This is a genomic window from Herminiimonas sp. GW821-FHT09C12, from assembly GCF_059416385.1.
The window spans coordinates 611,773-638,731 of the sequence record NZ_JBWKPC010000001.1 but is presented as its reverse complement, the minus strand read 5'-3'; the positions used below and the strand labels follow the sequence as shown (position 1 = coordinate 638,731).

28 protein-coding genes are annotated in these 26,959 nt (G+C 52.0%); 11 read left to right on the top strand and 17 right to left on the bottom strand.

Annotation, left to right across the window (positions count from 1 at the left end):
- Positions 1-34: 34 nt before the first annotated feature.
- From AC07N2_RS02990 to AC07N2_RS02955, 8 genes are all read right to left on the bottom strand, one after another.
- A complete protein-coding gene (locus AC07N2_RS02990) occupies positions 35-619 on the bottom strand; it encodes a chromate transporter (RefSeq protein WP_494776938.1) in 585 nt (194 codons plus the stop codon).
- Positions 616-1,191, bottom strand: a complete 576-nt coding sequence (locus tag AC07N2_RS02985; protein ID WP_494776937.1) for a chromate transporter — start codon at positions 1,189-1,191, stop codon at positions 616-618. The genes AC07N2_RS02990 and AC07N2_RS02985 overlap by 4 nt, the downstream gene beginning before the upstream one ends.
- A 395-nt stretch (positions 1,192-1,586) precedes the next feature.
- The gene (locus AC07N2_RS02980) at positions 1,587-2,354 is read right to left on the bottom strand and encodes a glutamine amidotransferase (protein ID WP_494776936.1); all 768 of its coding nucleotides are present in this window, start codon (positions 2,352-2,354) and stop codon (positions 1,587-1,589) included.
- A gap of 74 nt (positions 2,355-2,428) precedes the next feature.
- Positions 2,429-3,343 carry an ABC transporter ATP-binding protein gene (locus AC07N2_RS02975; protein ID WP_494776935.1) on the bottom strand — a complete coding sequence of 305 codons (915 nt, stop codon included), beginning with the start codon at positions 3,341-3,343 and terminating at the stop codon, positions 2,429-2,431.
- 13 nt (positions 3,344-3,356) lie between these two features.
- Positions 3,357-4,322 carry an ABC transporter permease gene (locus AC07N2_RS02970; RefSeq protein WP_494776934.1) on the bottom strand — a complete coding sequence of 322 codons (966 nt, stop codon included), beginning with the start codon at positions 4,320-4,322 and terminating at the stop codon, positions 3,357-3,359.
- A 32-nt stretch (positions 4,323-4,354) separates the two neighbouring features.
- Positions 4,355-5,347 (bottom strand): ABC transporter substrate-binding protein, encoded by a 993-nt coding sequence (locus tag AC07N2_RS02965; RefSeq protein ID WP_494776933.1) that lies wholly within the window; start codon positions 5,345-5,347, stop codon positions 4,355-4,357.
- 96 nt (positions 5,348-5,443) lie between these two features.
- Complete coding sequence (glnT, locus tag AC07N2_RS02960) at positions 5,444-6,805, bottom strand: type III glutamate--ammonia ligase (RefSeq protein ID WP_494776932.1); 1,362 nt, start codon at positions 6,803-6,805, stop codon at positions 5,444-5,446.
- 61 nt (positions 6,806-6,866) lie between these two features.
- Positions 6,867-7,628 (bottom strand): creatininase family protein, encoded by a 762-nt coding sequence (locus tag AC07N2_RS02955; protein WP_494776931.1) that lies wholly within the window; start codon positions 7,626-7,628, stop codon positions 6,867-6,869.
- Between the two features lie 176 nt (positions 7,629-7,804).
- Here AC07N2_RS02955 and AC07N2_RS02950 point away from each other — a divergent pair, with 176 nt between their 5' ends.
- Together AC07N2_RS02950 and nikR are read left to right on the top strand one after the other, a co-directional pair.
- Positions 7,805-7,990, top strand: a complete 186-nt coding sequence (locus AC07N2_RS02950) for a hypothetical protein (RefSeq protein ID WP_494776930.1) — start codon at positions 7,805-7,807, stop codon at positions 7,988-7,990.
- A gap of 19 nt (positions 7,991-8,009) precedes the next feature.
- On the top strand, positions 8,010-8,480 hold the full coding sequence (nikR, locus tag AC07N2_RS02945; RefSeq protein ID WP_494776929.1) for a nickel-responsive transcriptional regulator NikR: 471 nt from the start codon (positions 8,010-8,012) through the stop codon (positions 8,478-8,480).
- Between the two features lie 63 nt (positions 8,481-8,543).
- On the opposite strand, the gene AC07N2_RS02940 is transcribed toward nikR, so the two are convergent.
- Complete coding sequence (locus AC07N2_RS02940; protein WP_494776928.1) at positions 8,544-8,873, bottom strand: hypothetical protein; 330 nt, start codon at positions 8,871-8,873, stop codon at positions 8,544-8,546.
- Positions 8,874-9,006: 133 nt separating this feature from the next.
- Between AC07N2_RS02940 and metX the strand changes: the two genes are divergently transcribed.
- Positions 9,007-10,164 (top strand): homoserine O-succinyltransferase MetX, encoded by a 1,158-nt coding sequence (gene metX / locus AC07N2_RS02935; protein WP_494776927.1) that lies wholly within the window; start codon positions 9,007-9,009, stop codon positions 10,162-10,164.
- Positions 10,161-10,766 (top strand): methionine biosynthesis protein MetW, encoded by a 606-nt coding sequence (gene metW / locus AC07N2_RS02930; RefSeq protein ID WP_076592585.1) that lies wholly within the window; start codon positions 10,161-10,163, stop codon positions 10,764-10,766. The genes metX and metW overlap by 4 nt, the downstream gene beginning before the upstream one ends.
- Before the next feature lie 3 nt (positions 10,767-10,769).
- Here metW and AC07N2_RS02925 read toward each other — a convergent pair whose 3' ends face one another.
- Positions 10,770-12,104 carry an AmpG family muropeptide MFS transporter gene (locus AC07N2_RS02925; RefSeq protein ID WP_494776926.1) on the bottom strand — a complete coding sequence of 445 codons (1,335 nt, stop codon included), beginning with the start codon at positions 12,102-12,104 and terminating at the stop codon, positions 10,770-10,772.
- 215 nt (positions 12,105-12,319) lie between these two features.
- On the opposite strand from AC07N2_RS02925, the gene AC07N2_RS02920 reads away from it, so the two are divergent.
- The 3 genes from AC07N2_RS02920 (at position 12,320) to opgC (ending at position 15,291) form a co-directional block, all read left to right on the top strand.
- Positions 12,320-12,961, top strand: a complete 642-nt coding sequence (locus AC07N2_RS02920; protein ID WP_076592583.1) for a class I SAM-dependent rRNA methyltransferase — start codon at positions 12,320-12,322, stop codon at positions 12,959-12,961.
- The gene (locus AC07N2_RS02915; RefSeq protein WP_494776925.1) at positions 12,961-13,989 is read left to right on the top strand and encodes a DUF6352 family protein; all 1,029 of its coding nucleotides are present in this window, start codon (positions 12,961-12,963) and stop codon (positions 13,987-13,989) included. The genes AC07N2_RS02920 and AC07N2_RS02915 overlap by 1 nt, the downstream gene beginning before the upstream one ends.
- Before the next feature lie 177 nt (positions 13,990-14,166).
- Entirely contained in the window at positions 14,167-15,291 is a 1,125-nt protein-coding gene (gene opgC, locus AC07N2_RS02910) for an OpgC domain-containing protein (RefSeq protein WP_494776924.1), read from the top strand.
- Between the two features lie 10 nt (positions 15,292-15,301).
- Here the strand turns inward: opgC and AC07N2_RS02905 are convergent, their stop codons facing one another.
- The 3 genes from AC07N2_RS02905 to AC07N2_RS02895 all read right to left on the bottom strand — a co-directional run bounded on the left by AC07N2_RS02905 (position 15,302) and on the right by AC07N2_RS02895 (position 19,478).
- The gene (locus AC07N2_RS02905; protein WP_494776923.1) at positions 15,302-16,456 is read right to left on the bottom strand and encodes an MFS transporter; all 1,155 of its coding nucleotides are present in this window, start codon (positions 16,454-16,456) and stop codon (positions 15,302-15,304) included.
- Between the two features lie 143 nt (positions 16,457-16,599).
- Positions 16,600-18,561 (bottom strand): PhoX family protein, encoded by a 1,962-nt coding sequence (locus AC07N2_RS02900; protein ID WP_494776922.1) that lies wholly within the window; start codon positions 18,559-18,561, stop codon positions 16,600-16,602.
- A 134-nt stretch (positions 18,562-18,695) separates the two neighbouring features.
- The gene (locus tag AC07N2_RS02895) at positions 18,696-19,478 is read right to left on the bottom strand and encodes an exodeoxyribonuclease III (protein WP_494776921.1); all 783 of its coding nucleotides are present in this window, start codon (positions 19,476-19,478) and stop codon (positions 18,696-18,698) included.
- A 197-nt stretch (positions 19,479-19,675) separates the two neighbouring features.
- Between AC07N2_RS02895 and pyrE the strand changes: the two genes are divergently transcribed.
- The 3 genes from pyrE to AC07N2_RS02880 all read left to right on the top strand — a co-directional run bounded on the left by pyrE (position 19,676) and on the right by AC07N2_RS02880 (position 21,568).
- Positions 19,676-20,341 carry an orotate phosphoribosyltransferase gene (gene pyrE / locus AC07N2_RS02890; RefSeq protein ID WP_076592578.1) on the top strand — a complete coding sequence of 222 codons (666 nt, stop codon included), beginning with the start codon at positions 19,676-19,678 and terminating at the stop codon, positions 20,339-20,341.
- Positions 20,342-20,368: 27 nt separating this feature from the next.
- Positions 20,369-20,986: a DUF4124 domain-containing protein gene (locus AC07N2_RS02885; RefSeq protein ID WP_494776920.1), complete on the top strand. Its 618-nt coding sequence runs from the start codon at positions 20,369-20,371 to the stop codon at positions 20,984-20,986.
- A gap of 81 nt (positions 20,987-21,067) precedes the next feature.
- Positions 21,068-21,568, top strand: coding sequence for a hypothetical protein (locus AC07N2_RS02880; RefSeq protein WP_494776919.1), 501 nt, complete (start codon positions 21,068-21,070; stop codon positions 21,566-21,568).
- 84 nt (positions 21,569-21,652) lie between these two features.
- On the opposite strand, the gene AC07N2_RS02875 is transcribed toward AC07N2_RS02880, so the two are convergent.
- The 4 genes from AC07N2_RS02875 to gatC all read right to left on the bottom strand — a co-directional run bounded on the left by AC07N2_RS02875 (position 21,653) and on the right by gatC (position 25,607).
- A complete protein-coding gene (locus AC07N2_RS02875; RefSeq protein ID WP_494776918.1) occupies positions 21,653-22,063 on the bottom strand; it encodes a hypothetical protein in 411 nt (136 codons plus the stop codon).
- 192 nt (positions 22,064-22,255) lie between these two features.
- A complete protein-coding gene (gene gatB / locus AC07N2_RS02870) occupies positions 22,256-23,716 on the bottom strand; it encodes an Asp-tRNA(Asn)/Glu-tRNA(Gln) amidotransferase subunit GatB (protein ID WP_494776917.1) in 1,461 nt (486 codons plus the stop codon).
- A gap of 56 nt (positions 23,717-23,772) precedes the next feature.
- A complete protein-coding gene (gatA, locus tag AC07N2_RS02865; protein WP_494776916.1) occupies positions 23,773-25,230 on the bottom strand; it encodes an Asp-tRNA(Asn)/Glu-tRNA(Gln) amidotransferase subunit GatA in 1,458 nt (485 codons plus the stop codon).
- A gap of 74 nt (positions 25,231-25,304) precedes the next feature.
- Positions 25,305-25,607, bottom strand: coding sequence for an Asp-tRNA(Asn)/Glu-tRNA(Gln) amidotransferase subunit GatC (gatC, locus tag AC07N2_RS02860; RefSeq protein WP_494776915.1), 303 nt, complete (start codon positions 25,605-25,607; stop codon positions 25,305-25,307).
- A gap of 253 nt (positions 25,608-25,860) precedes the next feature.
- Here gatC and AC07N2_RS02855 point away from each other — a divergent pair, with 253 nt between their 5' ends.
- Positions 25,861-26,904 carry a rod shape-determining protein gene (locus tag AC07N2_RS02855; protein ID WP_011979422.1) on the top strand — a complete coding sequence of 348 codons (1,044 nt, stop codon included), beginning with the start codon at positions 25,861-25,863 and terminating at the stop codon, positions 26,902-26,904.
- The last annotated feature ends 55 nt before the right edge of the window (positions 26,905-26,959 follow it).

The following is a 26,959-nucleotide window of genomic DNA, read 5'->3' as shown; positions in this document are numbered from 1 at the left end:
CAGGTGCCTGGCGCGCTGATGAGCGCGCCATTATCTACACCAGCCCCAACCATCCCAGCAAGGCACCTGCCGCCAGCAGCCACAGTATGTGTATGCGGGTTTGCAGAATCAGAAACATCGCGGCACAGGTAATCAGCCAGAGCGGCCAATCTTCCGATGGTGTGCTGTGCGCGCTGGCGAGTATCCAGCCGGTGGCAAACACCAAGCCAACCACGATAGGCCCCATCCCCAATTTGAAGGCGCGTACGGCACGTAGCTCGCGATTGCGATGTACCCAGCGCGTTGCCAGATACGTGAACGTTGTACTCGGCAGCAGTATCCCGACCATCGTCACTGTCATGCCGAACAGTCCCGTCGCCATGTCGCCCGCGTTTAAGCCTATGTTCCATCCCATCAGCGCAACGAACAAGACATTCGGTCCCGGTGCTGCTTGTGCGAGCGTGATCGACGTGCTGAATTGAGGATCGGTTAGCCAGTGTTGTTCGGCCACTAGATAACGATGCATTTCCGGTGCGGCTGCAATCGCACCACCTAATGACAATAGCGACAGCGACATGTAATGCAGGAGCAGATGCAGCCAGTCGGCGGACTGCATGGAGAGACGCAAGGTGTCGTTCATGGCGCCAGCTTTCGATAAGCCAGCACACAACTGATCAGGCCGAGTCCGAACAGTGGATAAATCAGCGGCAATCGCAGTAATGCGACAGCGCTAAAACACAGAAAGCCGAGCGCGACGCACAGGCGTGGCCCAAGTGGATTGTTTTTCAAACCACGCGCCAGCTTGACGCCGGTTGCCAGTATCAGTCCGGCGGCGACAGCACCCATCGCGCGCAAGGTATCGACGATCCTCGGATCATGGGCATACGGTGCGTAAATAATCGCGATGGTGAGTATCAGCAGCAGTGGGCACAACAACATGCCGCTTAATGCCGCAAGTGCGCCGGGCAAACCGAAATAACGGCCGCCGATGATGATCGATAAATTCACCACATTGGGACCAGGCATGATTTGCGCGACGGCCCAGTCTTCAACAAATTCTTCTTGTGTCAGCCACTTCTTTTTCTCGACCAATTCACGCTGCACGATGGCCATTACGCCGCCGAAACCTTGCAAGGCGAGCAAGGTAAAGGAAACAAACAGATCGGTGAGCGACTGAGGGTGTGGTTTGTCGTTTGTTGGTACGGTATTCATTGGATGTCGATGACGTAAAGCGTGAATGTGCTGGTGTGACCGCAGTACAGCGCATAGACAGACGCTGCGTACAGCGTGGCTGGTAATGCATGTTTTGTGAGAGCGGCCATTTTCTCGACGTAAGCTTTCGGAAGAGCTGTGTGATGAATGGCGGTGGCTTGCCATCGAACTTGTCTTGATGCGATGGGCGCAAGTTTAACATTCGGCTGCGGGTGAAGTGCGGAAGAAATGATCCGACTCAGGGTGAGATGCAGTCCGGTATTTATTGAGTGCGAGACTGCATGCTAGGAGTAACTGGATGTTTGGATAGCGTCGTGTCAGGCCGATATGAGTAGCAATATGCTCATCAGTATTCAGCCTGAATTTTCTTTTGATGTCGGAGTCTGAGATCGGATTTACAGATGTGTAGCGGCATGCGCGGGCGCTGTGCGCCTGTACAAGAAGTTTTGCTGATTCTTGACGATAGCTCCAAAGGTTTTCAACAAGGATGCGGCTTCAGCACTCTCTACGGCTTGCGGTATCTTCGCTTCGGTTTGTACGGCATCTTTTTGCAAAGATGTCGCCAGACGTTGTATGTAGCGTTGCGCTATTTCACGGTTGAATTCTGGATGGAATTGCACGCCCCATGCGTATGCGCCTACGCGATATGCCTGATGTGTTTCAAATTCGTTGCTCGCCAGTAGAACGGCATTTGGTGGCAGCTGCCGCACACTTTGTCTATGTGCTTCCTGTGCTGAAAATTTCATCGGCATATCCTTAAATAAAATATCCGATGTCGCCGCGGGTGTTTTTTGTATCTCTACACTGCCCAACTCCAGACCCTGTGGATGAAAGCTGACTTCACCGCCGAGTGCGTGTGCCAGCAGTTGGTGGCCGAAGCAGATGCCCAGCACGGGCGTATTGTGCTTGACCAGTTTGGCCAGCCAGACAGCGAGTTCCTCGCTCCACGGCGCACGATCCGTCACCATGGAATCGGAGCCGGTTAGCACCACGCCGGCAATCGTGTCGATGGCGGGAAGTATGCCGCCGTGTCGCGGATCGATGACTTGCACCGGAAGATTCAATTCGCCGAAACCTTCATTGATCCAGTGCTCATAGTCGCCGAACTCTGCGGCGAGTTCAGGGTAGGTATCGCCTGTTTTGATGATGAGTAAAGGCTTCATGTGATTCATTTTTTAAATGGTGATGTATGCACGCTGCTATTCAAACAGCTAGAATTAAATTCTATACGTTCTTGCTATTCGATATTGTCCGAGACATGCGTAAAGCGTATCAAGTGCGGTTCAGTTTCTTCCGTTTCATCACTTGCTTGTACTTCAGCTTCCGGCGGATGTATCAATGCTTCCAGACGCGCTTTGGTCGCCAGAAATTCTGGTGAACTGGTTTGGTTCAGCGCGCGTGGGCGCGGCACCGGCACTTCGATCAATTCCTGTACTTCTCCCGGATGGGCTTTTAACACAAGGATGCGATCTGCCAGCAAGACGGCTTCATCCAGATCATGCGTGATGAAGAGTATGGTGATGTCGATGTTGCGCCAGATATCCAGCAGATGATTCTGCATCTTGGTGCGCGTTTGTGCATCGAGTGCGCCGAAGGGTTCGTCCATCAGCAGGATGCGCGGCTTGTTGGCGAGTGCGCGCCCTATCGCCACGCGTTGCTTCATGCCGCCAGAGAGTTGATGCGGGTAGGCATTGGCGAACTTGGTGAGCCCAATGAGATCCAGCCACTGACGTGCTTCGGCTTCGGCGGCATTGTGGCCGACGTTGTTCATCTCCAGACCGAACATGAGATTCTTTTTCACGGTCAGCCAGGGGAATAGTGTGTAGCCCTGAAACACCATGCCGCGATCCGGGCCAGGGCCGTTGACCGGTTTGCCATCAAGCAGCACTTCGCCTGAACTATGCGATTCCAATCCGGCGAGTATGCGGATCAAGGTCGATTTACCGCAACCGGATGGACCGATCACGCAGACAAATTCGCGTCTATGGGTTTTGAAGTTGATGTCCTTCAGCGCGACGACTTCGCCTTGTGTAGACGTGAACGTTTTCCCCAGTGACTTGACCTCAAGTACTACATCGCGTTTTTTCAAACTCTCAAAGCGCTCTCGTACTGCTGGAGATTGCTTGAGGTAATCCTTGTTATCTTGCGTCATCGCTGGCTCCATATTAAGTCTTGTCCTGAGCGACATTCCACGGGAACAGCGTGCGTCCCAGGAGCGCCAGCAGCAAGTCGATGCCCAGTCCTATGATCCCTATCATGGCGATGGCGGCGTAGACGTTTTCAAAATGCTGATAACGCGCTTGTTGCGTAATGAAAAAAGTAATGCCGGAACTGGTGCCGACCAGCTCGGCCACGATCAGATAAGTCCAGGCCCAGCCGAGCAGCACGCGTTGATCTCTATACAAATCAGGCAGGACGCCTGGAATCACGACTTTGGAAATCAGGCGAAATCCTTTTGTGCCCAAGGTCATCGCCGCTTCCAGCAAACCGAAGTTGAGTTTGCGCGTGGTGTTGGCGACGATGAGTATTTGCTGGAACAGTGTGCCGATCACGATGATGGCAATTTTTGGCCCGTCGTAAATGCCGAGGATGGCAACCGCCAGCGCGCCGAAGGCCGGTGCCGGCAAGTAGCGGAAGAATTCGACAAAGGGTTCGATCAGACGTGAGATGGGACTGTAAGTGCCGCATACGATGCCGAGTGGCACGCCTATGATGGATGAGAGTAAAAAGCCGAAGAAGATGATCTTGATGCTGTGCCATAAACTTTGATACAACCATGGCGCATCCTGCTGTTCCGGCGGTGTGGTGAAGGCTGTGTAGAAAGCCTTTGCAACAGCATGCGGTGCTGGCAGATAAACCGGATTGGCAGGTTCGCCTTGTGGCTGGGCTTTTCCTTCTGCGGCCATTTCTGCCAGTTCTTGCGCATAGATCGCTTTATCAACCCGCATGCCGATTTGAAAATAATCGACATCGCCGGGATTGGATACGAGTACTTGTGGATGCCAGACAAATGGCAAGTAACTCACTGCTGCCCACAGAAAAAGCGGCAGCAGAAACGATCCGATTCCGAGCAGGAATTTCTCGCGCGGCGATAGCGCCGCGCGTACTCTGAATAATCCAGACTTGCTCATAGATTTACATTTGTCAGAATATTAAAGAGGCATTACTTCGCATCGATCAGGCGACCATCGATATAGCTGTTGACGTCTTGCGCCTTCTTGTAGACATCGTTCTTCACATTGAAGTCGTCTGCAATTTTTGACGAGCCGTACAGGGATTGGAAGCCATCGGCTTTCACGAAAATTTTCTTGCCTTCGCTGAGTGACAATAATTTGGTCCCTTTGAGCAGCGGCAAATACGCTTCTGGTGAAATACCGACACGCGCTGCCATGATCTTCACAGCATCGGCTTGTGTTTTTGGATCTTCGATATAGCTGACGACCTTGTCCCATACCTTCACTACTTTTTGCCAATCGGCCTTGCGGTTAGCGAGGCTGCTCGGATTGACTGCCAATACGTCGTAAATCAAGCCTGGTTCGTCAGCGGAGGTATAGATAGGGCGTGCACCTGGCGAACCTTTCATGGCCTGGCCTGCGATCGGTTGCCATGCACCGACAGCAGCGACATCGCCGGATGCCAGTACTTGCGGCATTTCATTGGTTTTGGCGTTGATGATTTTGACGTCGGATTCTTTCAAACCGGCTTTCTTCAAACCATTGAGCAATAACAGGTGCTCAACCAGACCTGCTTCCACCGCGACTTTTTTCCCTTTCAAATCCTTCAAGGATTTGATGCCGGGTTTGCCTATGATCATGTCGTTGCCATTGGAATAATCGGTCAACATAATCATGACGCTTTTGGCACCACCTGCGCCGCTGACCAGTGCATCACCGTTGGTCATGGTGACTGCATCAATCTTGCCGGCAGAAAAAGCATCCATCGATGCTGAATAATCAAACCATTCAAATGAGACATCGACGCCTGCCTGTTTGAACCAGTTTTTTTCAATAGCAACTTGCCATGCAACCCAACCCGGCCAATCGCTGTAACCGATCTTCAGCGGGGTAGCGGCGTAACTGAGGTTGAGACTGAATGCCAACGATGCTGCGAGGATGGCCTTGCTCCAAATCTTTGATTTGCGTAATGCTGAAATCATGATCCAACTCCTAAAAATGGTTGCTGTGACGCATATGGATGAATATCAAGTACTGCACACATGACTTGCCTTGCATAAATCGTGCAAGCCGCTTCTTTAGAACATGTAGCTGTAACGCTCAACTTCCCACTGACTCACCGACAGGTGATATGTCTCCCACTCTTCCGTCTTGTATTTGATGAATTCATTTCTTAATTCCGTTCCTAGCGTGCGTTCGATCAAGGGATCGGCTGCGAAGGCTGCAACTGCTTCCTGCAGGGTTTGTGGCAGGAATTCAATGCCGCGTGCACTGCGTTCGGCGTCGGAGATCGCGTACAGGTTGTCTTCGTTCGGTGCGCCCGGATCCAGGTTCTCGCGTATGCCTTCCAATCCTGCAGCGAGCGCAATGGCAGCAGCCAGATAAGGATTGACGGCGCCATCGGCATTGCGTGATTCGCAACGTCCGCCGCCGGCTGGAATACGTACCGAGTTGGTGCGGTTATTGGAGCCGTAGGAATTGAAGACCGGTGCCCATGAGAAGTAGCTCATCGCACCACGTCGTACCAAGCGCTTGTAACTATTGACGGTAGGTGCGAGCACGGCACACAGCGCGCGACCGTGCTTGAGTATGCCGGCGACGAATTTGTAACCCAACGGTGTGAGGCCGATGCCGCGCGGATCATCTTTTGGTTCGCAGGCGAACAGGTTCTTGCCGGTTTTCAAATCATAGAGCGACATATTGAAGTGCGCACCGGTGCCGGTTTTGTCGGCGAAGGGTTTGGGCATCATGGTCGCGAGCAAACCTTCTTCCTTGGCGTAATGCTTGGCCATCATGCGGAAGAAAGTCAGGCGATCGCAGGAAGTCAGTGCGTCGGCAAAATTGAAATCGAATTCGAACTGACCGTTGGCATCTTCATGATCGAAGGAATACAAATCCCAGCCGAGATCATTGATACAGGAGCCGACTTTATCCAGCCAGCTAAAGCTGTCGATAAAGCCGCGCACGTCATAGCAAGCCTTGTTGAGTTTGTCGTCAGGGTTGGGGACGGAGAGTGTGCCATCTGCATTTTGCTTGAGCAGATAGATTTCGCATTCGATGCCCAGATTCATGCCGTAACCCATTTCAGCTGCTTGGGCCAATACCTTCTTGAGTGCGACGCGTGTGCTTAATGGGTAAGGCTTGCCCTGGAAATGATTGTCGGCCGGCATCCATGCAATCTTCGGTTCCCACGGTAATTGCACGATGTGATTCAAGTCCGGCACCGAGGTCAGTTCATCATCGTTCGGCGCCTGGCCCAAGCCATCGACGGCGTAACCGGTGTAGCGTTCCGATCCAGCCGCCATTTGTGGCAGGTGATCGATAGGTACTACCTTCGCTTTTTGAATGCCGTGAATATCGACGTAGGCACCGATGCAATACTTGACGCCTTTGTCTTTGAGGTTTTGTTGGATGGTTTGAATTTCTTCTGGGGAATGCATGAAATAAGCTCCGTTAAATACTGCGGTGACAGATGAAAGATGAACGAGCGGCGCGCATGATTTACGTCGCTCTATCCAGATAGGAATGCGCCAGCGGTGGTGTTTCCTGCATGCCGCGGCGTATCAGTTCGGCCAGGTCTTGCACCATCCACAAAAAGCCTTGTATGCCTTTCTCGACAGTGGCAAGGCTGGGTGTGCCGGTGACACCGTTACCGCTGGTGCGATTGACTGGATGGGCGAAGACGTGTCCTGTAGTGCGGTCGGGATCGTCGGCTTGCGCGATTTTTTCTGGGCGCACCATGTCGGGTGCGATGGCCAGCATCAACGATGTTTCTGCATCATTGGCATGCCAGTCTTCGGCATCGGCAAAGTGGAATTCCTTGACGCGTTTGCTGATGGTCGGCGTGTTGATCAGAGCGACCATCAAGTCGTCATGCTCGGCGCGCAGCATTTCCAGCGCACAGCGCAAAGGAGCGCCATTGCCGACGTGACCGTTGACGATGAACAAACGTCGCACGCCACTGTAATAAGCCCAGTCGCCGACTTGCTTGACCAGTTCAATCAATGTGATGGGTTGCAAGGCAATCGTGCCCGGCCAGCGCTTGCTGTGACCGATGGAGCAACCGTAAGGCAGCAAGGGCAGCATGGGTACAGAGATTTGTTCGGAGACGGTTTTGCACAGCTCTTCCGCGATGACAAAATCCATGCCGCATCCCATGTGCGGCCCGTGCTGCTCGGTCGCACCAATCGGCAGGATGGCGGCATATTGTGCAGCTTCCAGTATTTTCGGGATTTCATCCCACGTCAGTGTTGACCACAACATAGATAAAACCTTATCGATAAATTGCTGCATACATCGCTAGTCGAGCGCGCTCTGCACGGCTTTTGCTAGTAACAAGATAGGCACATTAAAATTGCAGTATTACTAAAATACATTTTGGTAATACTGCTAAACTGAGCATTAACCGTGCCAATGCTTTTGCGTGCGGAAAGCCCGAGATGAAGTCTGGCTTGATGTGTGAGGAACACCAATGCGGTGAAGTCGCGCTCTTTTTTGAGCTGGCTTGTTTTGTTTTGGTGCGCTTGTTGAAATGCGCTGGAACGAATGGCAACAAGAGGATTGTTGCAAGGCAAGCTGTGTTGCAGATGCTTGGGACGATGTGCTGCACGCTGCTGAAAGATTAACTGTACGCATCAGGAAAAAATGAAAACGAATCCAGAGAAAGACACCTCATCGGTGGCGCGCATCAGCATCTCCATCCTGCCGGAAGTGCTTAGCGAGCTTGATCAAATGGTTGAAGAGCGCGGCTATGGCAGTCGTTCGCAAGCCATCACGGATATGGTCAATCAGCATTTGATCGAACATAAACGGCAGTTGGGTAATGAGGTGATGGTCGGCACCATCACACTTTTTTATGATCGTTCGGTGCCAGAGCTGCAGGAGAAATTATCGAATCTGCAGTACAAGCACATCGATGAAGTCATCAGCTCGCTGCACGTGCATCTGACCGAAAACAAGATGATGGAAGTCATACTGGTTCAGGGGCCGACACCCAAGCTGCAGGCAATTTCCAACTCGATGACGGTATTAAAAGGAGTCATTACCGGACGCTTGCAATTGATGGCCGCCGTGATTCCACAGTTGCATACCAAAAACGCTAAGACCACGCGCTGATGGCGTTTGGCTGCTTTGTGTTCTCAGGTTGCGCTTGTTGATGGCCTGCTGGCGGGGATATTCCTATTTATATAGTGGAGGCTGTGCCTCCCGTGCTTGCCATTTAGCTATGGGCTGTTCCCTTAATGTTGATAATTCATTATCAACTCGCAGGCAGCCCGTTTGACGGCGCGGGGCGACTTGTTTATTCTTATGGCATTGCGCCGATTTGACATCAGCTTGCGGGCGCATAATAAATACGGCTAAAGCGTGCTCGAAACTGAGTCTCGAATTTAGCCCGATTAGCGTATCGCTTTCGGGCTTTTGTTTTTTTGAAGTACCTGAGAAACCAGTGCCGCTTTGTGCGGTGCTACGCAATTGATGAAACCATGCAAGCGAGTCTTTGTGTGCCATACGTCGTTGCAAATCCTCGCAATAGTTAGGCTATTGCTGTGGTTTGCGCCTAGTCTGACGCACAAATCCTTCACTTTCATGGCCCCACCAATTACGTAGTACCGCACTAGCACCCTTCTCCTGAATAGATAACATGACCTCACTCGGAATCGTTGCCCCACAATCCATGTTTTTCTCGACACCGCTGCCTTTGCAGAGCGGTGCGGAACTTACCGATTACACGCTGGTGTATGAAACCTATGGCACGCTGAATGCAGATCATTCAAATGCAGTGCTGGTTTGCCACGCGCTGAACGCTTCGCATCACGTTGCTGGCAGCTATAGCGAAGATGCTGGCACCACGGGCTGGTGGGACAATATGGTCGGCCCAGGCAAGCCGCTCGATACCAATCGATACTTCGTCATCGGTGTTAATAACCTCGGTTCCTGCTTCGGCTCGACGGGTCCTATGCACATCAATCCGGCGACTGGTAAACAGTACGGTGCACATTTTCCGGTAGTCACGGTCGAGGATTGGGTGCAATCGCATGCGCGTCTGGCTGATGCTTTGGGTATCAAACAATTCGCTGCCGTGATGGGCGGCTCGCTGGGGGGTATGCAGGCGCTGGCGTGGAGCATCCTGTTCCCGGATCGTTTGCGTCATTGTGTGGTGATCGCTTCTACGCCTAAATTGACGGCGCAAAATATTGCTTTTGATGACGTCGCACGGCAGGCAATTTTGACTGACCCGGATTATCACGGTGGCGATTTTTATTCGCACGGCGTCGTGCCTAAGAATGGTTTGCGCGTGGCGCGCATGCTCGGTCACATCACGTATTTGTCGGATGACGACATGGCAGCCAAGTTTGGTCGTGACTTGCGTTCCGGTTCTTATCAATTTGGTTTCGGCATCGACTTTGAAATCGAATCGTATCTGCGCTATCAGGGCGACAAGTTCTCGACTTACTTCGACGCGAATACGTATTTGCTGATTACCAAGGCACTTGATTACTTTGATCCGGCGAAAGATTTCGGCGGCGATCTGACCAAGACTTTATCGAATACCACTGCGAAATTTTTGCTGGTGTCGTTTTCGACTGACTGGCGTTTTTCACCTGAGCGCAGCCATGAAATGGTACAGGCGCTGGTCAATAATAATCGCACCGTGACGTATGCAGAAATCGATGCACCGCACGGACATGATGCTTTCCTGCTCGAAGATCAGCGTTACATGAATGTGGTGCGTTCGTATTTTGAGCGTGCGTATCGCGAAATTGAAGGTGGTAGTTTGAAAGCAGGAGCAGGCGCATGAACTTTGAACAATTGAGCGCATTGCGTCCCGACCTCGCCTTTATCGCGCATTGGGTTAACAACGGCACCAAGGTGCTGGATCTCGGTTGTGGTGATGGCGTGATGCTGGACTACCTGCAATCGGACAAGCAATGCAGCGGTTACGGCATCGAGATCGACGACAAGGAAATTCCTATTTGTATCGCGCGTGGTGTCTCTGTGATTCAACGTGATCTGGAAGCGGGCCTGGCGATCTTCGCTGATAACGCATTCGATACAGTGCTGTGCCTGTCGGCGTTGCAGATGATGAAAGATGTCGAAGGTGTGTTGCGCGATATCTCACGCGTCGGCCGCGATGCGATTGTGTCCTTCCCGAATTTCGCCTACTGGCCGCATCGAATTGCCTTGTTACGCGGTCGCATGCCTGTGTCGAAAAGCTTGCCTTACGAATGGTATGACACGCCTAACTTGCGCTGCGCCACGATCAAGGATTTTGAAGAGCTGGCCAATGAGGTCGGACTGGAAGTGGTCGAACGTGTAGCGCTGGATGAAGGCAAGCCTATCAATTTCCTGCCTAACTGGCGCGGCAGCCTTGCCGTGTTCCGCCTGCGCAAAAAGCAATAATCGCTAGCTGTTGTGGTTCGTCTTCGGTGCAGTCTTGGCGGCGAACCACAGTAATACGATCACCGGCAGTCCTAACAAGGCAGTACCAGTAAAGAAGCTGCCGTAGCCGTATGCATCGACATACGCGCCGGAATAGCCCGCCAGAAATTTCGGCAGCAACAACATCATCGAACTGAACAGCGCATATTGCGTCGCCGAGTAACTGACATTGGTCAGGCTGGACAGATAAGCGATGAAGGCCGCACTCGCGATACCGCTCGCCAGATTGTCGGCAGAAATCACCAGCACCAAAGCTTGCACATCATGGCCATGTCCGGCCAGCCATACAAACAACAGATTAGTTGCCGAGCTCAAGATCGCGCCGAGTGCAAGTATGCGCATCATGCCAAAGCGCATCGATAATGCGCCACCGATAAAGGCACCGACCAGCGTCATGATGACGCCGAATATTTTGGTCACTGCCGCGACTTCATCCTTGCTGTAACCCATGTCCACGTAAAAGGGATTGGCCATGATGCCCATCACCACATCGCTGATGCGATAGATCGCGATCAGGGAGAGGATCAGCAAAGCTTGCCAGCGATAGCGCACGATGAATTCGCGGAAAGGGCCGATCACCACATCGTCCAACCAGGCCGCGACATTTTTTGCCGGTGGCAGTATGCGGCGCACCGGTTCGGCAGAGAACAGCACCGTTGCCACACCAACCAGCATGGATACCGCCATCGCCAGATAAGCGACGCGCCATGCGCCGGGCTGATAGGCACCAGCGCCGCTAATTTCAGCGCGTGCCGCTATCCACAGCACGCCTGCGCCAGCCCAAATCATGGCAAGGCGATAACCGGTTTGATAACTGGCGGCGAGCGCAGCTTGTCTATCTGTGTCGGCGGATTCAATGCGGAAGGCATCGAGCGCGATATCTTGCGTGGCAGAGCCGAAGGCCACCATCAGCGCGCACCAGACGACCGGTTGCAAAGCCAGATGCGGATCGTTGAGTGCCATGCCGACCAGGCCGGTCATGATCGCCAGTTGCGATAGCAACAACCAGCTACGCCGACGTCCCATCCAGCGCGTCAGCAGAGGAATCGGCATGCGATCGACTAAAGGTGCCCACACCCATTTGAAGGCGTAAGCGAGACCAACCCAGCTCAGGTAACCGATGGTGCTGCGATCTATGCCTGCTTCACGCAGCCAGAAGCTGAGCGTGCCCAGTACCAGCATTAAAGGCAGACCGGCGGAGAATCCAAGGAACAGCATGCGCAAGGTGGCGGTTTCGCGATAGACCTTGAAAGTGTCTGACCATGAGCGCCGTGCTACACCGCTGTTGCGAAAAATCATCTTTTCTTACCTTGATTGGAGGGGATGTCGGCGTCATGCCGACAGGGAGAGATGCTGACACAAGAGCGCATATGCAGCAAGCGATGCGAGGTGGCTTGTATCGATAATGCTGACTTCCCCGTCATTTTGCTTGCCAAACACAAAGCAAATCTTTATTCAGCCACGTTGCGGTTTATCATGGAGTCCTTCAATTACTGCGCACTAAATTTATTCCCATGCTGATCATTACTATTAAACAAGGCAAAGAAAAAAGCCTGCTCGAACGCCAGCCATGGATTTACGCATCGGCAGTCGAGTGGGTTGACGGCAAGCCGGCGGAGCGCATGAAATCCGGCGGGACCGCCATTGTGCGCTCGTCATCGGGTAAATTTCTCGCGCGTGCTGCACATGCGCCCAAATCGCAAATCCGCGCGCGCGTATGGACATTTGACGAAGAGCAGCCAGTTGATCACGCATTGATCAAGCGCCGGGTCAAAGTTGCAGTGCATAAGCGCATTGATGCCGCCAAGGGTAAACGGATCGGTGCTGCCAAGCGTTTGCCGTTGGTGATCGGCGATGAAGATGAATTGTCCGGTTTGCTGGTTGATTGGTATGGCGATCAAAAGGGTTATCTGATTTGCGAATTCCAGTCGGCCGGTGTCGATGCGTGGAAAGTTGCGATCGTCCAATCCCTGATGGCTGAAACCGGTTGTCCGAATGTGTACGAACGTGCGGATGAACTGATCCGTAAGGGCGAAGGCTTGCCGGTGAATTACGGCGTATTAGCGGGTGAGGAGCCACCGGACATGCTGTTGACTGAAAACGGTGTGCGCTACGAGCTGGACCTGAAGACTGGTGAGAAAAGGTTTTTCAAATAATGTCGGCCCTCGCCAAGCAAGAATTTTGGTCGCATTCCGGCTTCAAGCTTGCCGGGCGCGATGCCGATGGCCGTTTGTTACTGAGCGACGATTTATTGCGTGCTTGGTGGCATAGACCCGAAGTTGCACCTATCGCCGAATCCTGCGAGCAGGAACTTGCCTTGCATGCAGCCTTGCTGGCAGCACCGCGGCGCGCAGTATCTGAAGCCGAGATCGCTGCCCTGCAAGATACCGATGCACAGGATAACTATCGCGTCTTGCTGACGTGGCGTGATCGTTTGCTTGCTGCGCCTACGCTGGAAGCGGCTTATCTCGAATTGTTCCGCGCTGGTAGCGTGACGGCTCCGCCTGTCTTCATCGATCAACTGACGCAGATGATCGTACAAGGCATGCTGGCTGGCAGCGAAGAACCTTTGCAAGTGCGCGCGGCGGAATTATTTTTCCGCAAGCAAAAGGTCGCGATTGAAGATGGTGCCGTCATGTTGGCCGATGCCGCGACTGTAGAGCTGCATGCTACCGGCGGCAACTACGGCGATATCGGCAGACTGCTGATAGAAGCCAATACCAAGCCACGCCGCGTAGAACTCGATGTGATCGATCAGGAAAATGCTGACACTTATTGGGCACGCAATGAGCGGCACGATACCGTCATCAGCTTTGCTTACGGCCGCGCTGCATTGACCGCCTTCTGTCGCGTGATTGAAAAATGGATAGACCATTTCTATGGTGTGGCCGTAGTGGTCAGACCATTGCGGTCTATAGAAGCCAAACACTGGGCCTGGCATATCGGACTGGATGCAGAAGCGACCAGTATCCTGAATGATTTATACGCCGGTGTGGAATTGGATGAAGAGCGCAATCGTCGCATCCTGTCGCTATTCCAACTTGATTTTGTTGATCCTGCGGTGGCACGTGCGGATGTGGCTGGTCGTCCGGTTTATCTTGCTTGCGCAATGAATGCGGATGAAATTCTGCGCATCAAGCCGCAAAATCTATTATTGAATTTGCCTCTGGCATCTATTTCCTGATTTATTTTCCTCTAGAGTCTCAAACTTTCCCGTCGGATTGTTTCCGCATTTCATGAAAGCCTGGTTCGCATTGCGAACCTTTGGTGGAAACCCGAGTCTATTGCGGTTCACGCTTGAACCCGCGCAAGTCCCTGAAGTTTTTCAAGACAGACTGAGAACGTTTGTCGATATCATCAAATGAATAAATTAATACCGCGCCGCTGGGAGCTTGATGCCCTGCGCGGCTTGATGTTGGTCATGATGTTTTCTACGCACCTGCCTACGCGCTTCAGTGTTGGATTGGGGCAGACGCTGGGTTATGTATCTGCGGCCGAAGGCTTTGTCATGCTGTCCGCATTTATGGCCGGCATGATTTATACAAGGAAGGCATTGCACGATGGTGTGGAGGCAATGCGCAAGGCATTCTTCAAACGCACCTTGACCGTCTATGCCTGCCATGTCGCCTGCTTGTTCTTGCTGTTCACCTTGATTGCGGCGCTGGGACTGAAATTCGACCAGCCTGGATTGAAAAACCTGATTGGCTTTTATCTGGAGAATCCAATTACCGGTTTGCTGGGTGGCATGTTGCTGATTTATAACCCGCCCTTGCTCGATATCCTGCCGCTGTATGTGATGCTGCTGCTGATCAGCCCGTGGATATTGGCATATGGGATGCGGCATGGCTGGCGTGGCATTTTCATCGTGAGCATTGCCTTATGGCTCGCCGCGCAATTTGGTTTGTCTTCATTCCTGTACGGCATATTGGTATCGCTTACCGGCTTGCCGATACCGTTTCGCGAGACAGGTTCCTTTGAAACCTTTGCCTGGCAGTTACTGTGGGTGTTTGGTTTGTGGCTGGGTTCGCTGGATGCCAACGGCTTATTGCGACAGCGCAAACCATTCTCGCCACGCTTGCTGATTGCGGCAGTAGTGATTGCCGTCTTGTTTTTTATCTGGCGGCATCTGGTCGGTCAAGTGCCGTTTCCAGGTAATGACATCCTCAACCTTTGGTTGGATAAATGGCATTTGGCGCCATTGCGTTTGCTGAATTTCTTTGCGTTGCTGGTGATCGTCATGCACCTTGACAGTAGCGAGCATTGGCACTTGCCTCGTTTTAAATTTCTTGAAACGATAGGTGCTGCCTCCTTGCCAGTATTTTGTGCGCACCTGATTTTGGTGTTACTCACACTGGCGATATTGGGCGATGCCTTCGATGAGCGTTTTGACTGGATGGATGAAATGCTGCTGAGCGGTGGTCTGGTCTTGCTGTATATGTCGGCTTCTGCCTCGCTTAGATTGAGACACAAGCAGAGTCGCAATTAAGTCCTGGAATTTATTCGAGCCAACGTGCACGACTGGCAGAGATCGCAATTGCAATCGCCATCACACCGATCAAACCGAGGGCAACCTGCATGCCCCAACCTTGCGCCAGAAAACCTATGACAGGTGGCCCGATCAAGCCACCGCTGTAACTGAAAGTGGCGACCGCCGCCAATGCTGTTGCACCATGGCGACCGGCCGAGCTGAAGACGAAGGGAAAGACCGAAGCGAAGCCGGCACCAGCCAGTGCAAAGCCGAGTATGGTCAGCGGTATATTGAACGCGGCAACTGCAAGAAAAATTCCGCACGCCGCCAGCGATGCACCAGCCGCCACGACACGTCGTGCACCATAACTATCTTTCAAACGATCGCATACCAAACGCGCCAACAACATCAAGGCTGCGAAGCCGGCATACGCCAGCGGCGCAACGCCATCATGCGCACCCATCCGATCTTTCATGAAGACGCCACTCCAGTCGGCAATCGAACCTTCTGCCACCGCACCACAAAAACCAATAATGCCAAGCGCAACCAAAGGACCGTGCGCAATCGCGAAGTACTGTTTGCTCGTAGGCTTCTCAACTTGTTCCGGTGGCAAGGCTTGGTAAGCGATGTACAAAGGCAGCAACAAGGCGAGCGCTGTGATGCTGAAATGCACAACAGGTGTAATGCCGAAGCCAGCCATCGCGCTGCCAAACAAGGCGCCGCTTACTGCACCTACGCTGAACCATGCATGCAACAGCGACATGGTGGAGCGGCCAGCGAGTTTTTCATGTGCGGTGCCGATTGCATTGATGGCGACGTCGAAGCAACCGGAGGCTGCGCCCAAAACAATCGCGGCGATGACCAGCCACGACATAGTCGGTGCGAGTGCGAGTGCTGGCAATACGGCGATCAAGCCGAGGCCGGCATACCAGGCTGCGCGTCGTCCGCCAAAGTGGCCGACCAACCATGCAGCTAGTGGAAATGAAGCGACTGCACCAAAACCGCCGCCCAGTAAGACCATGCCCAGTTGTGCCGGGCTCAATTGCAATACATCGCGGATTGCCGGGATGCGCGCTGCCCATGAGGCATAGATCACGCCTAGCAGTATGAAGAGAAAAGGCGTAGCCGCTGACTGTAAACGAGGGAAGCGGGATGGTGCGGACAATAGGGAATCAGTGGACATGAGGTAGTAGAGCGGGTACGGCGAACTGGCGCAATGCTGAATTGTATTGTGTTCAACCGAATTGCGTGCGGCGATATGAGAAAAAGGTAGGCACACCTTGGTGTACCTACCTTTAATGACATATCAGCATTGAACGCTTGGAATTATGCTTTAGATAATTTGGGTTGGGCCGGATCAGCTGTCAGATAACCAACAGCCGCGCTGAACCTGTCGTTGTAGTTGGTCTTGATCAAAGGATCCAGCTTGTCCTTGACCTTGCTGTGCAATTTGCCGCTCCAGTCGCCAGCATGCTGGAAATTGCTCATGATGTAAGTCCAGCCATTGATTTCATCGACGGCATGCAAGCCGGTCGCTTCGGCACCAGATGGCATGGACATGATGCGCGCCAGTTTTTTCGTATCGACGTTGTATGCCCACAGAAAATTATTTACATGTGTGCTGCTGTCTTCGCCGATGAAGAGCGTGCGCATTTTTTCCGAGAACTTCAAATTGTCCGGGTTTGCAATCTTGTCTGGATTGGCAAGATTGCCCAGGGCATCGGCAGCGATGTCTTCACCGATCAGCAAGGCGCGGGTTTGCACTGGTACCCACTCGCTGGCAATCGCTGTACCGCTGGCGTCGCGTTGTCCGCCTGTCAGTTTGTGCGCGAACACGCCGCCGGCAACAATGGCTTTGTCTACCGTGATGCCACTGGCTGGATTCCATGCGGGATCGTTTTTCACCATTGAGTTTTGAATATTCTGCAATGCTGAATACGCGATCTTGTCTTTGATGTTGACGGTCGTGCCTTCCATCTTGGTAAAGCCCATGCTGGCACCGACCAGATTCGCGTAGCGATGTGTTTCGAGGAAGGCAGCGGCGCGTTCCATGCCCGGTTTGGGCTTGACCCAGTTCGCAATGCCATCGGCATACAGCTTGGTGTAGCTGGCGTCGTTTGGATCGGCTTTGACGCTGTGCATGATGTCGGAAGGCTTCAAGGTATTGGCCAGCTTTTCGATTTCTGCACTGCTCGCATGTCCCAATTTAATCCAGCTCAGTGCAGCGCCCGGTGCCGATGGATCGACCGAGAAACCAGCGCCGACTTTCGCGACATACAGAGTACCCGCCGACAAATCTTTTTCTTTATCAGCGATGAACATGAAGAAGCCGCCGTTGGTGTAATCGTCGCCCATCAAGACGGTGCGATTGTCCGGCATCACTTGTATCAGTTCATGTGAAATGCGACCAAGGCAAAAGTGTTTCTTGATGCTGCCGCTGCCATCTGGGTTAACGGTGACTTCCGGCAGATGACCGTAGTGATACGGATTGGCCTTGTTCTCGTCGCCGAACAGATTCTTGCTGAATTTTTTGAAGAAAGGGTTATCGCTGATGAACTGCGCATCCGGCTCGTATTCTTCGCTGGATAGATGGGTGTTCCATGGCGACAAGCTGGCACCACAGGTAATCCACAAGCCATGCACGCTGGACGTATCAACGTTGTGATATTTGACTAAACCGAGTTTGCCATTGCCTTGATCCTGATCCAGCGTCAGTACTGCAATCGGCGATGGCAAGGTGCCGTAAGCGTTGTTCTTGCCGCTTTCTGCACCGAGTTGATCGCGCGTGGTGTATTCAAATTGCACGACGGCGAAGACGGCCTTGCCTTTGATGTTGTTTACAGTTGGATTCGGTAGTGACAGCAGAGAAGTGCCATCCGGCGAGTCTGAAAAAATTTGTCTTTCCTTGCCGGTGACGGAGCGATCAATGATGGCTTTGTTATTGATGTCGAAATAACCGCCGCTCAATATCTTTCCACCGTTGCCGTCGGGTACTTGCTGGCCGGTGATAAAGAATGGTTGATAAGCAAGTTGATAACTTTGCACCGAGTTATCAACGTAATGCACATTCAGCGTAGAGCCGACTGCAGTGCTTGCCATTGCTGCTGCATTGGCCAAGCTAGGCGCAGCCATAGGTGTAAAGCTGGTCGCAACGTAGTCTTTGCTAGCAGTTGTTGTGGTCGTGCTGCAGGCGGCAAGCAGTGCGGATGATGCGCCCAGCGGCAACAGTGGTGCGCTGGCGAGAAATTTGAGTGCCTGGCGGCGGGCAAGATGCGGCAGATCGGACATGGTTATTTCCAGAATGGTTGAGTTGCGATGCGCTGGTGGCCGCAAGCCTTGCTATGGAAATAGTCGTGCGATCCCCGCGTTGTCCTGGATTATAAAAATGCTTTATGACCGCTTCGTGAAAAGCGGCCATGCACTCATCCCTTCCAGTCGTAGCCTATCGTCAACGGAGCGTGATCGCTGAAGCGTTCATCTTTGTAAATCGCAGCAGTGTGCGCTGTCGCTGCCAGTGCAGGTGTTGCCACCTGGTAATCAATACGCCAGCCGACATTCTTTGCATAAGCTTGGCCGCGATTGCTCCACCATGTATAGCATTCCTCGGTGGTGGTCGGGTGCAGATGACGATACACGTCAACCAAGCCTACTTCATCGAATACACGTGTCAGCCATGCGCGTTCTTCTGGCAGGAAGCCGGAATTTTTGCGATTGCCTTTGAAATTCTTCAGATCGATTTCATTGTGCGCAATATTCCAGTCGCCGCAGATGACGAACTCGCGCCCTTGCGCCTTCAGTTCCTGCAGATGTGGCAAGAAGACATCCATAAAACGGAACTTGGCTTGCTGTCGTTCTTCGCCCGATGAGCCGGACGGGCAATACACCGAGATCACGCTCAGATTGCCAAAATCACATTGCACATAGCGTCCTTCTGCATCGAACTCAGGGCAGTTAAAGCCGATCTGCACATGGTCTGGTTTGGTCTTGCAGTACACACCAGCGCCGGAATAGCCTTTTTTCTCGGCGTAGTGGAAGTAGCCAAAATAACCTTCAGGCGTCAGAAAGTCCGGCGTCATATCCGCTTCCTGCGCTTTCAATTCCTGTACGCAGATGTAATCGGCAGCATGCTTGGCCATCCATTGGAAAAAGCCTTTTTTAGCGGCTGAGCGTATGCCATTCAGATTGGCAGAAACAATTTTCAACATAGCGTCGTTCAAAAAAATGAGGCGATCAGGATAACCGATTCGATGCCGCGCGGCTTGCTTTCAGTCAGAGCGATGCGGGATCGATCAGGCATGGGCTTTGCATTTACAGGCATGTAGACCCGATAACGCTTTAAAATGTGGCTTTAGTCGAGCAAATAACGACAATTTTCGTCACTTTTACCCGTTATGGAGTTGTTTTGAACAATTTACGGCAAGAATTTATCAAGTTTTCGGTTGAAACCGGCGTACTGCGTTTCGGCGAGTTTGTGACCAAGGCTGGTCGCACATCGCCTTACTTTTTTAACGCTGGCTTGTTTAATCAGGGCGGCACGCTGGCAGCGCTGGCAGAGTTTTATGCACAGACCCTGATCGATTCGGGCATCGAATTCGATATGTTGTTTGGCCCTGCTTACAAAGGCATCACGCTCGCTTCTGCGACTGCAGTGGCGCTGGCGAACAAAGGCCGCGACGTATCGTTTGCGTTCAATCGCAAGGAAGCCAAGGATCACGGCGAAGGTGGCACGATAGTCGGTGCCAAGTTGCAAGGGCGTGTAGTGATCATTGACGACGTGATTTCTGCCGGTACCTCGGTGCGTGAGTCTGTCGACATGATACGCGCCGCCGGTGCGACGCCATGCGCCGTGCTGATTGCGCTGGATAGGATGGAGCGATCTGGCAAGGATGGTGCATTGTCAGCACATTCGGCCGTGCAGGAAGTCAGCAATACCTACGACATGCCGGTGGTGTCGATAGGCAATCTGTCAGATTTGTTTGAATACCTGTCAAATGCCGGTGCGGATTCTGAACAGGCGAAGTACAAAGAAGCTGTCGCTGCTTACCGTACGAGGTACGGCGTGGCATAACCATCGTTATTCTTCTCGGGGAGTGAAATGAAAGGTGCAATCAAGACACTGTTTTTCTTCTCAATGTTTATCGCAGCATCTGCGCACGCCAAGGTTTACATGTGCAAGGATGCTGCGGGCAATACACTCACCTCAGATCGTCCAATCCCGGAATGCGCTGACCGCGCTGTGCGCGAATACAGTAGCAACGGCGCAGTAAAAAAAGACATCGCCGCCCCGCTCACCGCTGAGCAAAAGCGCGTACTGGAACTGCAGCAGCAAAAGAAAAAAGCAGAACAAGCTGCCGCTGACGAACGAAAAAGATCTGATCGCGCACTCTCCGCGCGTTATCGCAGCGAAGACGATATCGTCTCAGCACGAAAACGTGATACCGAACTCGTGAACGAACAAATCGCCCAGCAAAAGCGTACCTTGTCGGATGCTGAGAAAGAACTGGGCGTGACCCAAACGGCAGTCGCTGCGCAAAAACAAAAAGGTGGCGTCTCTGCCGCCTTGCAGGTGAAGTTAGGGCGATCAGAGCAGGATGTGCGTGAGTTGAAGAAGAGCGTCCAAGACAGCGAATTGGAGCTTGCACAGGTTAATGAAAAATACGATCTGACTTTGCGACGGTATCGCGAGATTACGAGAACAGCTTCATCAAATTAGGTGTGTTATAGATAAACGTAATTAATCCAGGGGGCGCAAAAGTAGAGCAAGCGCTTATCTTTAGTCGTGACTAAGAAAAATATGAATATACGTTTTAAGAGAATTTTCTTTGCTTCTTTGACGGTTTTATTTGGCAGCTCCCTTGGCTGGTTTCTTAATTATTCTTATTGGGAAATTAATTTTTCTCCAATGAGTAATTTATTCGTTAGTGTCTTGACGTCTCCTGTCGGCACATCATTGCTCGAAAATATTTCGCGCCAAGTTGCAATTTTTTTGCTTATCGTTCTTAGAGCATTCCCATGGAGTGTGGCGATAGGTTTGGTAGCCGGTTTCGCGTTTCTAAAAATAAAATATCAAAGACTCTTTTGCTATTCGACTCTTTTATTTCCAATTATTAATTTCTTATTTGGTTACTACGCGTTATCTTCCAGCTCGGCAGCATCATCGTATAACTCATTTCTATGGACTAGATTTGGGGAGCATCAACAAGTAAATTTTGCTATTTATACTTGGTATTTCATTGCACTTTACGCATCTTCTTTATTTATTAACCGAGCCGTACGTAATCGTAATAGGCATTGAGAAAATATTTTCAGGGCTGATATATTAAAAAAAGCGCGTTCGTTTTACGAGACGCACTTTTCATTGAAGTGAATAGCAACGTCACTAATAGGTCGTACGTGAAATAATCTTGGTGTAAAAATTACTTAACTCTACGCCTGCCTCACTATCAAAAAAAGTTGCTGCACGGCGCGCAATGTCATCCATGGTTTCCGGTGGCGTCAGATATTGCTCCCAGTTGCTTGCATGCATGTGCGTTGTCAATTGCGGCGCGTCCGCAGGTATGGTGTCCTTCAATAAAAACTCGAGAAATGACGACGCTACATCGTGTGTAACCGGGCGCTTCATTTGCAAGGCTTCGATGAAGAGTTGGACCTGAGTGCTGTGTTGTGTATGCAGGATGTGTGAGGCTTCACCGTTGGACAAATGAGCTGCGATATTGAGCGGGTAACCTAGGTCTTCTGGGCGTGCGGCACCGGGATCGGCCGGGCCTGCTGGTGTGTTTGGCGTGTTCATTGGATTGTCCATAGATGAGTGTAAAACACTGATTGGACACGTCGTGGCAAAAATAGTTTGCATGTGAATCAGCGGACATGACGATGTTGCACGCATGCATTAATTATTTGTTGCTAATGCTGCAAAATAAAAAAGCGCGCTCGTTTTACGGAGCGCGCTTTTTATCGTGCGGTTGACTTGCTTACTTGATGCTTATGCAGTCAGTTTTTTCTTCAGCAATTCAGTGAGCTGCGCTGGATTGGCTTTGCCTTTGCTGGCTTTCATCGCTTGTCCCATCAGAGCATTGATGGCTTGCTCCTTGCCGGCACGGTATTCGGCAACGGATTTTTCGTTGGCTGCCAATACCTGATCAATGATTGCTTCCAGTGCGCCGCTGTCGGAGATTTGTTTCAGACCTTTCGATTCGATCAATTCATCTGCTAGTGCGACGCTATCCGATTTCGCTTCCCACATTGCGTTGAATATTTCTTTCGCAATCTTGTTGGAAATCGTACCGTCGGCAATGCGCTTCAACAGCAAAGCGAGTTGTGCAGCAGCGACTGGTGCGGCAGCGATGTCGATGTCTTCACGATTGAGTGTCGATGCAACATCACCCATCAGCCAGTTGGCGGCTGGCTTGGCTTGTTCTTTACCAGCGGCGGCAACCACGGCTTCAAAATAATTCGCCATGGCCTTCGATTGCGTCAGTACTGCCGCGTCGTATTCCGACAGGCTGTAGTCGCGTACAAAGCGATCACGCATGACGCCCGGCAATTCCGGCATCGCTGCCTGTACGCGTGCGATCCATTCTGCGCTGACGACCAGCGGTGGCAAATCAGGATCAGGGAAGTAGCGGTAATCGTGCGCGTCTTCCTTGCTGCGCATTTCGCGCGTTTCTTTTTTGTCCGGATCGTATAAACGCGTTGCTTGCACCACGCGACCGCCGTCTTCGATCAATTCGATCTGACGACGTACTTCGTAGTTGATCGCATCTTCGAGGAAACGGAATGAGTTCAGATTCTTGATCTCGCAGCGTGTGCCGTATTCTTTTTGTCCAACTGGACGTACGGAAACGTTGGCGTCGCAGCGGAAGGAGCCTTCCTGCATATTGCCGTCACAGATGCCGATCCAGGTCACGAGTGTGTGCAAGGCCTTGGCGTAGGCGACAGCTTCAACCGCGCTGCGCATGTCCGGTTCGGTGACGATTTCGAGCAGCGGTGTGCCGGCACGATTCAAGTCGATGCCGGTCATGCCGTGGTAATCCTCGTGCAGCGATTTGCCGGCGTCTTCTTCCAAATGTGCGCGTGTCAATTGCACGGAACGGATTTCTGTTTTGCCGTCGACTTCCATCGCGAACGATACACGGCCACCTTGTACGATAGGCAGATCCATCTGACTGATCTGATAACCCTTGGGCAAATCAGGGTAGAAATAATTTTTACGCGCAAAGACCGAGTGCGGTGCAATGGTCGCGCCGATGGCGAGGCCGAATTGAATCGCACGTTCCACTGCGCCGCGATTCATCACTGGCAATGCGCCCGGTAAGGCTAGATCGACCGGCGATGTTTGCGTGTTTGGCTCAGCGCCAAACTGTGTCGGCGAGCCGCTGAAAATTTTTGTCTGGGTCGTCAACTGCGTGTGCGTTTCCAGACCGATTACCACTTCCCACTGCATATATTTCCTTACTCGCTGTTAGCGTATTAAAGTTCGTCGCGCTGTACTGATAGTGCTTATTCGGCAGGTTGGCGCAGATGCCAGTCGGTCGCTTGTTGATATTGATGTGCGACGTTCAGCAACTTTGCCTCGGCAAAATAATTGCCGATGATTTGTAAACCAACCGGGCGCTTGGAATTCTTTTCGCCCTGGCCGAAACCGCAAGGAATCGACATGCCAGGCAAGCCAGCCAGACTGGTCGACAGCGTGAAAATATCAGCCAGATAGTTGGCGATAGGATCGTCAGCCTTGTCACCCAGATCCCACGCTACAGTCGGCGACACCGGTCCCATGATGACGTCACATTGTGTGAATGCTTGCTGGAAATCCTGTGCAATCAGACGACGGATTTTTTGTGCTTGCAGGTAGTAGGCATCGTAGTAACCATGTGACAGCACATAAGCACCGACCAGGATACGACGTTTGACTTCGTCGCCGAATCCTTCCGAGCGCGTCTTGCGATACATGTCCGACAGATCGGTGTAATCCTTGGCGCGATAGCCGTAACGCACGCCGTCAAAGCGGCTCAGATTGGATGATGCTTCTGCTGGTGCGATGACGTAATAAGTTGGAATCGACAGTTCGGTTTTCGGCAAAGAAATATCGACCAGTGTCGCGCCCAATTTTTCATATTCCTTGAGTGCAGCACGTACTGCTTGTTCTACATCGGCAGCCAAACCTTCGCCAAAATATTCGCGTGGCAGCCCGATTTTCAAGCCTTGCAAAGGTGCGTTCAGATCGCGTGTGAAATCTTCCTGCGTGCGTTCGATGCTGGTCGAATCACGTGGATCGAAACCGGTCATCGCGTTCAAGAGCATGCCGCAATCTTCCGCCGTTTTTGCAATCGGGCCACCTTGATCCAGTGACGATGCAAATGCAATCATCCCGAAGCGCGAGACGCTGCCGTAGGTTGGCTTGATGCCGGTCACGCCGCACATTGCTGCAGGTTGGCGGATTGAGCCGCCGGTGTCGGTTGCTGTCGATGCCGGTGCCAGACGTGCAGCAATCGCTGCTGCGGAACCACCAGAAGAGCCACCAGGAATCGCTGCTTTATCCCACGGATTTTTTACTGCGCCGAAGTAGGAATTTTCATTCGATGAACCCATCGCGAATTCATCGCAATTCAATTTGCCCAGATGGACCATACCAGCTTGGTTGAATTTTTCCACGACGGTTGCATCGAATGGGCTGACGTAGTTTTCCAGCATCTTGGAACCAGCAGTCGAACGCCAATCGCGTGTGACGAAAATATCTTTATGTGCAATCGGGATGCCGGTCAGTGCGGTAGTATCGCCGCTGGCCAGACGTTGATCTGCCGCCGCTGCTTGCTGCAAAGTCAAAGCAGAGTCTACGTGCAGGAATGCGTTCAAATCGCTTTGCTTGATGCGATCCAAAAACAGATTTGCCAACTCCGTCGCGGAAATTTTCTTGGCATGCAGCAGTGCCGATAATTCTTTAAGTGTCTTGGTATGCATAGTGAATTTCTGGTGTTCGGTTGTCGGAGCAATCAATTGCTCCAAGTGCGCATTTAATAAAAAGCGCTGGCGATTTATTCGATGACTTTAGGCACCAGATATAAACCGTCTTGTGTCGCCGGTGCGACTTGTTGGTAATCGTCGCGACGATTCGCTTCGCTGACGACATCGTCACGCAAGCGCAGCGACAAATCTGGCTGCATCATGGCGATAGGGTGATTCAATGGTTCGATACCCGTGGTATCGACGGCACGCAATTGTTCAACCAGGGCAAAAATACCATTGAGCTTGTCCAGCGTTTGCACGGATTGCTCGTTGGTCAGTTCAATTTGCGCGAGCATTGATAGGCGTTTGACATCGGAAAGTTCGAGGGACATGGTCGGATTGCGGTCGGGCCGCTGTTCAATGTTAAGGAAATCGAAAGGAGCAAAAGTCTTCTAGTGTTGGCAAAAGCTTCGCAAAATAGCGCATCAAGCGGATATTTTTGCCTTTTGAGACGACTAATTTAAGGTAAATTATAAGGTAGAATATCGGGTTAATGCCTTGCTGGCGCCGATATTGGGCCGCCGCGGCTAATAAAACCCTTTTCTTTTACTTAAGCGCACCATTGCTGCGCAACCAGGACAATTCATGTTTGGATTTTTACGTAGTTACTTTTCGAATGATCTGGCAATCGATCTGGGTACCGCCAACACCCTGATTTATGTACGTAGCGCAGGTATCGTGCTGGATGAGCCCTCTGTAGTGGCAATTCGCCAGCAGGGTGGCCCGAATGGCAAGAAAACCATCATGGCTGTCGGTAAGGAAGCCAAACAGATGCTGGGCAAGGTCCCAGGCAATATCGAGGCGATCCGCCCGATGAAAGACGGCGTGATTGCCGATTTTACCGTTACCGAGCAAATGCTCAAGCAGTTCATCCGCATGGTGCACGACACCAAACTCTTCAAACCTTCCCCTCGTATCATCATTTGCGTACCTTGCGGCTCTACTCAGGTGGAACGTCGCGCGATCCGTGAGTCGGCGCTGGGCGCAGGTGCAGCACAGGTTTATCTGATCGAAGAGCCTATGGCTGCTGCGATCGGTGCTGGCTTGCCGGTATCGGACGCAACTGGCTCCATGGTGGTTGATATCGGTGGCGGTACGACCGAAGTCGGCATCATTTCGCTGGGTGGCATGGTTTATAAAGGCTCGATCCGCGTCGGTGGCGATAAATTTGACGAAGCGATCGTCAACTACATCCGTCGTAACTACGGCATGCTGATCGGCGAACAAACCGCTGAAGCGATCAAAAAAGAAATCGGTTCCGCCTTCCCAGGCTCCGAAGTGCGTGAAATGGAAGTCAAGGGCCGTAACCTGTCCGAAGGCATCCCACGTTCGTTCACAATCTCCAGCAATGAAATCCTGGAAGCGCTGACTGATCCGCTGAACAATATTGTTTCCGCAGTGAAAAACGCGCTGGAACAAACTCCTCCGGAACTGGGTGCCGATATTGCTGAAAAAGGCATGATGCTGACCGGCGGTGGCGCATTGCTGCGCGATCTGGACCGTCTGCTGATGGAAGAAACCGGTTTGCCGGTCATCGTTGCAGAAGATCCTTTGACTTGCGTGGTGCGCGGTTCGGGCATGGCGCTGGAACGCATGGATAAATTGGGTTCGATCTTCTCTTACGAATAATCGTCCACAACGCATTACCATCAGACTGGCTGACATGAACAATGTCATGAAAGCA

Excerpts from the sequence above, each read along its gene's own strand:
- AC07N2_RS02915 (WP_494776925.1), top strand. The coding sequence starts at position 12,961 with ATGTCGGCCCTCGCCAAGCAAGAATTTTGGTCGCATTCCGGCTTCAAG.
- AC07N2_RS02895 (WP_494776921.1), bottom strand. The coding sequence starts at position 19,478 with ATGTTGAAAATTGTTTCTGCCAATCTGAATGGCATACGCTCAGCCGCT.
- AC07N2_RS02900 (WP_494776922.1), bottom strand. The coding sequence starts at position 18,561 with ATGTCCGATCTGCCGCATCTTGCCCGCCGCCAGGCACTCAAATTTCTC.
- AC07N2_RS02975 (WP_494776935.1), bottom strand. The coding sequence starts at position 3,343 with ATGACGCAAGATAACAAGGATTACCTCAAGCAATCTCCAGCAGTACGA.
- gatC (WP_494776915.1), bottom strand. The coding sequence starts at position 25,607 with ATGTCCCTCGAACTTTCCGATGTCAAACGCCTATCAATGCTCGCGCAA.
- AC07N2_RS02980 (WP_494776936.1), bottom strand. The coding sequence starts at position 2,354 with ATGAAGCCTTTACTCATCATCAAAACAGGCGATACCTACCCTGAACTC.
- AC07N2_RS02855 (WP_011979422.1), top strand. The coding sequence starts at position 25,861 with ATGTTTGGATTTTTACGTAGTTACTTTTCGAATGATCTGGCAATCGAT.
- AC07N2_RS02880 (WP_494776919.1), top strand. The coding sequence starts at position 21,068 with ATGAATATACGTTTTAAGAGAATTTTCTTTGCTTCTTTGACGGTTTTA.
- AC07N2_RS02925 (WP_494776926.1), bottom strand. The coding sequence starts at position 12,104 with ATGATTTTTCGCAACAGCGGTGTAGCACGGCGCTCATGGTCAGACACT.
- opgC (WP_494776924.1), top strand. The coding sequence starts at position 14,167 with ATGAATAAATTAATACCGCGCCGCTGGGAGCTTGATGCCCTGCGCGGC.
- metW (WP_076592585.1), top strand. The coding sequence starts at position 10,161 with ATGAACTTTGAACAATTGAGCGCATTGCGTCCCGACCTCGCCTTTATC.
- AC07N2_RS02965 (WP_494776933.1), bottom strand. The coding sequence starts at position 5,347 with ATGATTTCAGCATTACGCAAATCAAAGATTTGGAGCAAGGCCATCCTC.
- AC07N2_RS02990 (WP_494776938.1), bottom strand. The coding sequence starts at position 619 with ATGAACGACACCTTGCGTCTCTCCATGCAGTCCGCCGACTGGCTGCAT.
- AC07N2_RS02905 (WP_494776923.1), bottom strand. The coding sequence starts at position 16,456 with ATGTCCACTGATTCCCTATTGTCCGCACCATCCCGCTTCCCTCGTTTA.
- AC07N2_RS02970 (WP_494776934.1), bottom strand. The coding sequence starts at position 4,322 with ATGAGCAAGTCTGGATTATTCAGAGTACGCGCGGCGCTATCGCCGCGC.
- gatA (WP_494776916.1), bottom strand. The coding sequence starts at position 25,230 with ATGCATACCAAGACACTTAAAGAATTATCGGCACTGCTGCATGCCAAG.
- AC07N2_RS02875 (WP_494776918.1), bottom strand. The coding sequence starts at position 22,063 with ATGAACACGCCAAACACACCAGCAGGCCCGGCCGATCCCGGTGCCGCA.
- AC07N2_RS02885 (WP_494776920.1), top strand. The coding sequence starts at position 20,369 with ATGAAAGGTGCAATCAAGACACTGTTTTTCTTCTCAATGTTTATCGCA.
- gatB (WP_494776917.1), bottom strand. The coding sequence starts at position 23,716 with ATGCAGTGGGAAGTGGTAATCGGTCTGGAAACGCACACGCAGTTGACG.
- glnT (WP_494776932.1), bottom strand. The coding sequence starts at position 6,805 with ATGCATTCCCCAGAAGAAATTCAAACCATCCAACAAAACCTCAAAGAC.
- nikR (WP_494776929.1), top strand. The coding sequence starts at position 8,010 with ATGAAAACGAATCCAGAGAAAGACACCTCATCGGTGGCGCGCATCAGC.
- AC07N2_RS02920 (WP_076592583.1), top strand. The coding sequence starts at position 12,320 with ATGCTGATCATTACTATTAAACAAGGCAAAGAAAAAAGCCTGCTCGAA.
- AC07N2_RS02940 (WP_494776928.1), bottom strand. The coding sequence starts at position 8,873 with ATGGCACACAAAGACTCGCTTGCATGGTTTCATCAATTGCGTAGCACC.
- AC07N2_RS02955 (WP_494776931.1), bottom strand. The coding sequence starts at position 7,628 with ATGTTGTGGTCAACACTGACGTGGGATGAAATCCCGAAAATACTGGAA.
- metX (WP_494776927.1), top strand. The coding sequence starts at position 9,007 with ATGACCTCACTCGGAATCGTTGCCCCACAATCCATGTTTTTCTCGACA.
- AC07N2_RS02950 (WP_494776930.1), top strand. The coding sequence starts at position 7,805 with ATGAAGTCTGGCTTGATGTGTGAGGAACACCAATGCGGTGAAGTCGCG.
- AC07N2_RS02985 (WP_494776937.1), bottom strand. The coding sequence starts at position 1,191 with ATGAATACCGTACCAACAAACGACAAACCACACCCTCAGTCGCTCACC.